Origin of the sequence: Streptomyces sp. 13-12-16, assembly GCF_002114215.1 — a bacterium.
Lineage (GTDB): Bacteria > Actinomycetota > Actinomycetes > Streptomycetales > Streptomycetaceae > Streptomyces.
Genome location: NZ_NCTE01000178.1, coordinates 1 through 6,795, shown reverse-complemented (window position 1 = coordinate 6,795; position 6,795 = coordinate 1). Strand labels below are relative to the sequence as shown.

The following is a 6,795-nucleotide window of genomic DNA, read 5'->3' as shown; positions in this document are numbered from 1 at the left end:
CCCGGCGACCGCCCGCCGCGCCACCGGCCCGGGCGGGCCCGCTGCTCCGCCCGGCTCCGACGGCCGCCGGGCCACCCCGAAAACCCCCGCGCGTCACATCCGCCCGGCCACCATGGCCGTATGACGACACCCAGGACCGACCGCCTCACCCGAGCCCACTCCTTCAACGCGGCCGCCGCCCGGTACGCCGCCAACCGCCCCTCCTACCCGCCCGCCCTCTTCGACGCGGTCGAGGAGCTGACCGACCGCCCCCTCGCCGGTTCCCGGGTCGTGGACGTCGGCGCCGGTACGGGCATGGCGACTGCCCGTCTGCACGCGCGCGGCGCCGACGTGATCGCCGTCGAGCCCGGTGACGGCATGGCGGTCGAGTTCCGCCGCGCCCTCCCCGACGTGCCGGTCGTCCGGGGCAGCGGCGACGCCCTCCCCCTCGCCGATCACAGCGCCGACCTCCTCACCTACGCCCAGGCCTGGCACTGGACCGACCCCGCCCGCGCCGTCCCGGAGGCGGTACGGGTCCTGCGGCCGGGCGGGGCGCTCGCCCTGTGGTGGAACGTCGACGCGCTCGACGTGCCCTGGATCGCCGAGGAAGCCGAACGCACCGCGCGCCACTTCGGCGTGAACCTCGCCGCCGAGCGGCGCAACACCAACGCCCGGGCCGCCGACCCCGCCGGCCTCCTGCACTTCACCCGCCGGGAGATCCGCTGGAGCCGCCGCGTCACGATCGACACCCACCTGGCCAACCTCGCCAGCCACTCGGTCCTCCTCGTCGACGGCGACCGCGCCGCCGCCTTCCTCGCCGAGGAGCGCGAGCACCTCGCCGCCGCCTTCCCGGACGGCACCGTCGAGGAGACCTACGACGTCGTCCTCCTCCTCGCCACCACACCCCCGACCCCAACGGCTTGACGCCTCCCGGACCCGGGAGGACTATTCATCACATGATGAATTACTCCTCCCGTCCACCGGAGGAACCGGCCGTCCACGCCCAGGACCTCACCGTCGTCCGAGGCCCCCGCACCGTCCTGCGCGGCCTCGGCTTCACCGTCCCGCGCGGTCGGATCACCGGCCTCCTCGGCCCCTCCGGCTGCGGCAAGTCGACCCTGATGCGGGCCGTCGTCGGCACCCAGGCCAAGGTCACCGGCACCCTGGACGTCCTCGGCAGCCCCGCCGGCCACCCCACCCTGCGCACCCGCATCGGCTACGTCACCCAGGCCCCCTCCGTCTACGACGACCTGACCGTCCGCCAGAACCTCGACTACTTCGCCGCGGTCCTCGACCCCGGCCGAGCGGCCGCCGACCGCCGCCACGAGAACGTCACCCGCGCGATCGCCGACGTCGACCTCACCACCCACGCCGACGCCCTCGCCGGCAACCTCTCCGGCGGCCAGCGCAGCCGCGTCTCGCTCGCCGTGGCCCTCCTCGGGACCCCCGAACTCCTGGTCCTCGACGAACCCACCGTCGGCCTCGACCCCGTCCTCCGCCGCGACCTGTGGCAGCTCTTCCACACCCTCGCCACCGAACGCGGCACCACCCTCCTGATCTCCTCCCACGTCATGGACGAGGCCGAGCGCTGCCACCGCCTCCTGCTCATGCGCGCGGGCGAGATCCTCGCCGACGGCACCCCCGACGCCCTGCGCGCCCGCACCGGCTCCGACACCGTCGAGGCGGCCTTCCTCCACCTGGTCGACGAGGCGATCGCGGCAGGCCGTACCAAGGAGACGACCCGATGAGCACGACCGCCCCCGCCCCGACGCGCGCCCTCAACGCCTCCCGCACCACCGCCACCGCCGTCCGGGTCCTGCGCCAGCTCCGCCACGACCCGCGCACCATCGCGCTGATGGTCCTCATCCCCTGCGTGATGCTGTTCCTGCTCCGCTACGTCTTCGACGGCAGCGCGCGCACCTTCGACAACATCGGCGCGTCACTCCTCGGGATCTTCCCGCTGATCACGATGTTCCTGGTCACCTCGATCGCCACCCTGCGCGAACGCACCTCCGGCACCCTCGAACGCCTCCTCGCCATGCCGCTGGGCAAGGGCGACCTGATCGCCGGCTACGCCCTCGCCTTCGGCGCCCTCGCGATCGTCCAGTCCGCCCTCGCCACGGGCCTCGCCGTCTGGTTCCTCGGCCTCGACGTCACCGGCAGCCCCTGGCTGCTCCTGCTGATCGCCCTGCTCGACGCGCTCCTCGGCACGGCCCTCGGCCTCTTCGTCTCGGCCTTCGCGGCCTCCGAGTTCCAGGCGGTCCAGTTCATGCCGGCGGTGATCTTCCCCCAGCTCCTCCTCTGCGGCCTCTTCACCCCACGCGAGAACATGCACCCGGTCCTGGAGGCCGTCTCCGACGTCCTCCCCATGTCCTACGCGGTCGACGGCATGAACGAGGTCCTGAAGCACACCGACATGACCGCGGCCTTCATCCGGGACACGGCGATCGTCGCGGGCTGCGCCCTGCTGGTCCTGACCCTGGGAGCGGCCACCTTGAAACGCCGCACGGCGTAAATCAGCCTGTCTGGGGGCCCCTCTGGGGGAGTTCGAGGACGAGGCCCGTTCGGGGCCGATGGGGGTCCGGGGGCGCAGCCCCCGGGGATGGGACGGGAAGGGGCGGCGGGGGCGAAGAACCTTCAACAGCAACCCACCACCCCACATCCCGCCCACTGGACGCCCCACCCCCACCCACCCGCCGGGATGCGAGGATGCCCACAGGACGACGCACCCCCGGAGGGCAACCCCAGCCATGACCCAGAAAGTCGCAGTCCTCGGCACAGGCAAGATCGGCGAAGCCCTGCTCAGCGGAATGATCCGCGCCGGCTGGGCCCCCACCGACCTCCTCGTCACCGCCCGCCGCCAGGAACAGGCCGACGAACTCCGCACCCGTTACGGAGTCACCCCGGTCTCCAACCAGGAAGCCGCCAAGACCGCCGACACCCTGATCCTCACGGTCAAGCCGCAGGACATGGGCACCCTCCTCGACGAACTCGCCCCCCACGTCCCCGCCGACCGCCTGGTCATCAGCGGCGCCGCCGGCATCCCCACCGCCTTCTTCGAGGAACGCCTCGCCGCCGGCACCCCGGTCGTCCGCGTCATGACCAACACCCCCGCCCTGGTCGACGAGGCCATGTCGGTCATCTCCGCCGGGAGCCACGCCACCACCGGCCACCTCGCCCACGCCGAGGAGATCTTCGGCGCCGTCGGCAAGACCCTCCGCGTCCCCGAGTCCCAGCAGGACGCCTGCACCGCCCTCTCCGGCTCCGGCCCGGCGTACTTCTTCTACCTGGTCGAAGCCATGACCGACGCCGGCATCCTGCTCGGCCTGCCCCGCGACAAGGCCCACGACCTGATCGTCCAGTCCGCGATCGGCGCCGCGACGATGCTCCGCGACAGCGGCGAACACCCGGTGAAGCTCCGTGAGAACGTGACCTCCCCCGCCGGCACCACCATCAACGCCATCCGCGAACTCGAGAACCACGGCGTACGGGCCGCCCTCATCGCGGCCCTCGAAGCCGCCCGCGACCGCAGCCGCGAACTCGCGAGCGGCACCAAGGACTGACGACCGGCCCGAGCCCCCGCACGGGGGCTCACTTCGCCGCGGTCAGGACGTCCTCCGTCGTCGCCACCGTCGCGAACCCGCCCCCGTGCAGCGACACCGCCGACGCCCGCGCCAGCTCGTCCGCGCTCCGCCGCCAGCCGAAGGGCCCCTCCAGGTCGAAGGTGTACGTCGCGTCGAACGCGACCACGACCTGGTACCCGAGGTTCCCGCCCATCCGCGCCGTCGTCTCGACGCACATGTTCGTCTGGATCCCGGTCAGCACGATCTGCGAGATCCCCGCCTCCCGGAGCCAGGCGCCCAGGTCCGGCGTCCCGAGGAACGCCGAGTTCACACTCTTGGTGACCAGCAGCTCGGCCCCGCCTCCCTTCCCACGCCGCCGCTCCACGTACTCCTTGAACCCGTTGCCCTCGCACCCGGCCCGCAACGGCGACCCGGGCTTGACCGAGTCGTGCCGCACGAAGACGACCGGCCGCCCGGTCGACTGCCATACGTCGATGAGGGCGGCGATGTTGTCGTCCGCGGCCGGGTTGTTCCGCGTCCCCCAGAAGCCGGTCTCCTCGAAACCCTTCTGCACGTCCACGACCACCAGTGCTGCGTTCTGCGCGATGTCCATGCCCACGATCGTGCCGCCCGGCAGCACCGGCTCCCAGAGGTACGAAAGTCAGCGATCGATGGTTTACTGCCACGCATGGCAGCCCCCTACCGCGTGGCCCTGGTCGCCTTCCCCGGCATCCGCGCCTTCGACGTCTCCGTCATCACCGAGGTCTGGGGCCCCGACCGCACCGACCGCGGCGCCCCCGCCTTCGACCTGCACCGTGCCGCCGCCGACACCACCCCCGTCCCCATGCGCGGCGGCCTCACCCTCCTCCCTGACCGCCCCCTCACCTGGCTGACCGACGCCGACCTGGTCGTCGTTCCCGGCCTCGACGACCACCTCACCCCCGCACCACCACCGGTCCTCGACGCCCTCCGTCACGCCCACGCCCGCGGCACCACCATCGCCGCCCTCTGCGGCGGCGCCTTCACCCTCGCCCAGGCCGGACTCCTCGACGGCCGCCGCGCCATCACCCACTGGAACCTGATCGACCTCTTCCGCGCACACCACCCCCACGTCACCGTCGTCCCCGACGCCCTGTTCATCGAGGACGGCAACATCTGGACCGCGGCCGGCACCGCCGCCGGCATCGACCTCTGCCTCCACCTGATCCGCCTCGCCCACGGAGCCGAGGCCGCCGCCACCATCGCCCGCTCCATGGTCACGGCCCCCTTCCGCACCGGCACCCAGGCACAGTTCATCGAGCACCCCACCCCGCGCGCCGACCGCGACGCCGACGCCCTCGCCGCCGTGCGCGAGCACGCCCTGCGCCACCTCCACCAGCCGCTCACGGTCGCCGACCTGGCCGCCCGCGCCGGAATGTCCCCGCGCACCTTCGCCCGCCACTTCACCGCGGCCACCGGCACCACCCCGCTGCGCTGGCTCCTCGACCAGCGCCTCGCCGCGGCCCAGCGCCTCCTCGAACGCACCGACCTCCCCATGCCCGAGGTCGCCCGCCGCGCGGGCTTCGGCAGCGAGGTCACCATGCGGCAGCACTTCGCATCGCGCCTCGCCACCAGCCCCCGCGCCTACCGGGCCGCGTTCAGCACGGGCGTCCCGGTGTCCGAGCCCGCCGGCAACAAGCCGATCGCCCGATAAGCGGCATCAACGGTCGGCCGGGCCATGCCCCGCGCGCGCTCCGCACCATCCCGCAGCACCCCCTCCACATAGCCGGGATCCGCGCACAACTCCCTGTGCCTCTCCCGCACCGGCCGCAAGACCTCGACCACCGCCTCCGCGGCGTCCCTCTTCAAATCCCCGTACGACTCATATACACCGGCCAACACCTCCGGGTTCCCACCCGAGCACGCAGCGAGAATTTCCAGCAGATTCGCCACCCCCGGCCGGGCCTCCCTGTCGTACACGACCTCCCGACCGCTGTCGGTCACCGCCCGCATGACCTTCTTCCGCGCCACGTCCGGCTCGTCCAGCAGATAGACGATCCCCGGCCCCGTGTCGTCGCTCTTGCCCATCTTCGACATGGGGTCCTGCAGATTCATCACCCGCGCCGCCACCGACGGATTCGTCGCCCGCGGCACCACGAACGTGTGCCCGTACCGCTGGTTGAACCGCACCGCGAGATCCCGCGCCAGCTCCACGTGCTGCGTCTGATCGTGCCCGACCGGCACCTCGTCCGTCCCGTACGCCAGGATGTCGGCCGCCATCAGCACCGGATACGTCAGCAGCGACAGCCGCACGCTCCCACCCCGCCGCTGCTCCCGCGCGGCCTTCTCCTTGTACTGGATCATCCGCCGCATCTCGCCGTCCGTGGCCACGCACTCCAGCAGGTACGACAGCCGCGCGTGCTCGTCCACATGGCTCTGCACGAACACCGTGCACAGCGCGGGGTCCAGTCCGGACGCCAGCAGCAACGTCGCCGTCTGCCGGCTCAGCCTGCGCACCCGCGCGGGATCGTGGTGCACGGTCAGCGCGTGCAGATCGACGACGCAGAACAGCGCGTCCGCCTGGTGCTGGTCGACCGCGGCCCACTGCCGCATGGCCCCCAGGTAGTTCCCCAGCGTCAGGTGCCCGGTCGGCTTGATCCCACTGAAGACCCGTGTCATCTCTTCTCTTCTCCATCTCCGGTCCGAGGCCGCCGTCCCCGGCCGGCCGCCCCTCGGAGTCCTGGAGGGAGAAACAGAAACGGCCGCCGAGGCGGCGGCCGTTGAGTGCGCACGTAGGGAGGCGGCCGCCGTCAGGCGGCCCACCAGAACTGGCTGTACGTACGCGTCGTCATACGGACCAGAGTACGCCCCGGGGGTGGGACGGGGCAGTGAGTTGACACGTCCCGGCCGGATCCGTATGGTTCTCCGAGTTGTCCGACGTGAGCGCCGACTCCGGTCGGTCCCCGGACAGCCATTCCGCAAGTACCACCTCTGTTCGAGACAGCAGTCCGTCTGTTGTCACGTCCTTGGCATGCGTATTCGCGAAATGAGGAATCCGCACCCGAAAGGGAGCAGGACCCCGATTAGGTCGGGTGCCGGGAATCCGCTAAAGTCTCACTCGTCGGAACGGCCCAACAGCCGGGAAGGCAACCCGCTCTGACCGGGAATCAGGACCGAAAGGATCTGATAGAGTCGGAACCGCCGGAAAGGGAAACGCGGAAGCGGGAACCTGGAAAGCACCGGGGAAATCGGATCGGAAAGATCTGATAGAGTC

At 71.7% G+C, this 6,795-nt stretch carries 7 protein-coding genes; 5 read left to right on the top strand and 2 right to left on the bottom strand.

Annotated features, from left to right (window positions below; genetic code table 11):
• Positions 1-120 precede the first annotated feature (120 nt).
• From B7767_RS08455 to proC, 4 genes are all read left to right on the top strand, one after another.
• A complete protein-coding gene (locus B7767_RS08455) occupies positions 121-903 on the top strand; it encodes a class I SAM-dependent methyltransferase (protein WP_085571627.1) in 783 nt (260 codons plus the stop codon).
• A 32-nt stretch (positions 904-935) separates the two neighbouring features.
• A complete protein-coding gene (locus B7767_RS08450; RefSeq protein ID WP_085571626.1) occupies positions 936-1,727 on the top strand; it encodes an ABC transporter ATP-binding protein in 792 nt (263 codons plus the stop codon).
• On the top strand, positions 1,724-2,494 hold the full coding sequence (locus tag B7767_RS08445; protein WP_085571625.1) for an ABC transporter permease: 771 nt from the start codon (positions 1,724-1,726) through the stop codon (positions 2,492-2,494). Before B7767_RS08450 ends, B7767_RS08445 begins: the two co-directional genes overlap by 4 nt.
• Positions 2,495-2,729: 235 nt before the next feature.
• Complete coding sequence (gene proC, locus B7767_RS08440) at positions 2,730-3,542, top strand: pyrroline-5-carboxylate reductase (RefSeq protein WP_085571624.1); 813 nt, start codon at positions 2,730-2,732, stop codon at positions 3,540-3,542.
• Positions 3,543-3,570: 28 nt separating this feature from the next.
• Here the strand turns inward: proC and B7767_RS08435 are convergent, their stop codons facing one another.
• A complete protein-coding gene (locus B7767_RS08435; RefSeq protein WP_085571628.1) occupies positions 3,571-4,155 on the bottom strand; it encodes a cysteine hydrolase family protein in 585 nt (194 codons plus the stop codon).
• 75 nt (positions 4,156-4,230) lie between these two features.
• Between B7767_RS08435 and B7767_RS08430 the strand changes: the two genes are divergently transcribed.
• The gene (locus B7767_RS08430) at positions 4,231-5,235 is read left to right on the top strand and encodes a GlxA family transcriptional regulator (protein WP_085571623.1); all 1,005 of its coding nucleotides are present in this window, start codon (positions 4,231-4,233) and stop codon (positions 5,233-5,235) included.
• Here B7767_RS08430 and trpS read toward each other — a convergent pair.
• Complete coding sequence (trpS, locus tag B7767_RS08425; RefSeq protein ID WP_085571622.1) at positions 5,166-6,200, bottom strand: tryptophan--tRNA ligase; 1,035 nt, start codon at positions 6,198-6,200, stop codon at positions 5,166-5,168. The two genes, B7767_RS08430 and trpS, sit on opposite strands and share 70 nt — an antisense overlap.
• Between the last annotated feature and the right edge of the window lie 595 nt (positions 6,201-6,795).

Excerpts from the sequence above, each read along its gene's own strand:
- B7767_RS08455 (WP_085571627.1), top strand. The coding sequence starts at position 121 with ATGACGACACCCAGGACCGACCGCCTCACCCGAGCCCACTCCTTCAAC.
- B7767_RS08450 (WP_085571626.1), top strand. The coding sequence starts at position 936 with ATGATGAATTACTCCTCCCGTCCACCGGAGGAACCGGCCGTCCACGCC.
- trpS (WP_085571622.1), bottom strand. The coding sequence starts at position 6,200 with ATGACACGGGTCTTCAGTGGGATCAAGCCGACCGGGCACCTGACGCTG.
- B7767_RS08430 (WP_085571623.1), top strand. The coding sequence starts at position 4,231 with ATGGCAGCCCCCTACCGCGTGGCCCTGGTCGCCTTCCCCGGCATCCGC.
- B7767_RS08435 (WP_085571628.1), bottom strand. The coding sequence starts at position 4,155 with ATGGACATCGCGCAGAACGCAGCACTGGTGGTCGTGGACGTGCAGAAG.
- B7767_RS08445 (WP_085571625.1), top strand. The coding sequence starts at position 1,724 with ATGAGCACGACCGCCCCCGCCCCGACGCGCGCCCTCAACGCCTCCCGC.
- proC (WP_085571624.1), top strand. The coding sequence starts at position 2,730 with ATGACCCAGAAAGTCGCAGTCCTCGGCACAGGCAAGATCGGCGAAGCC.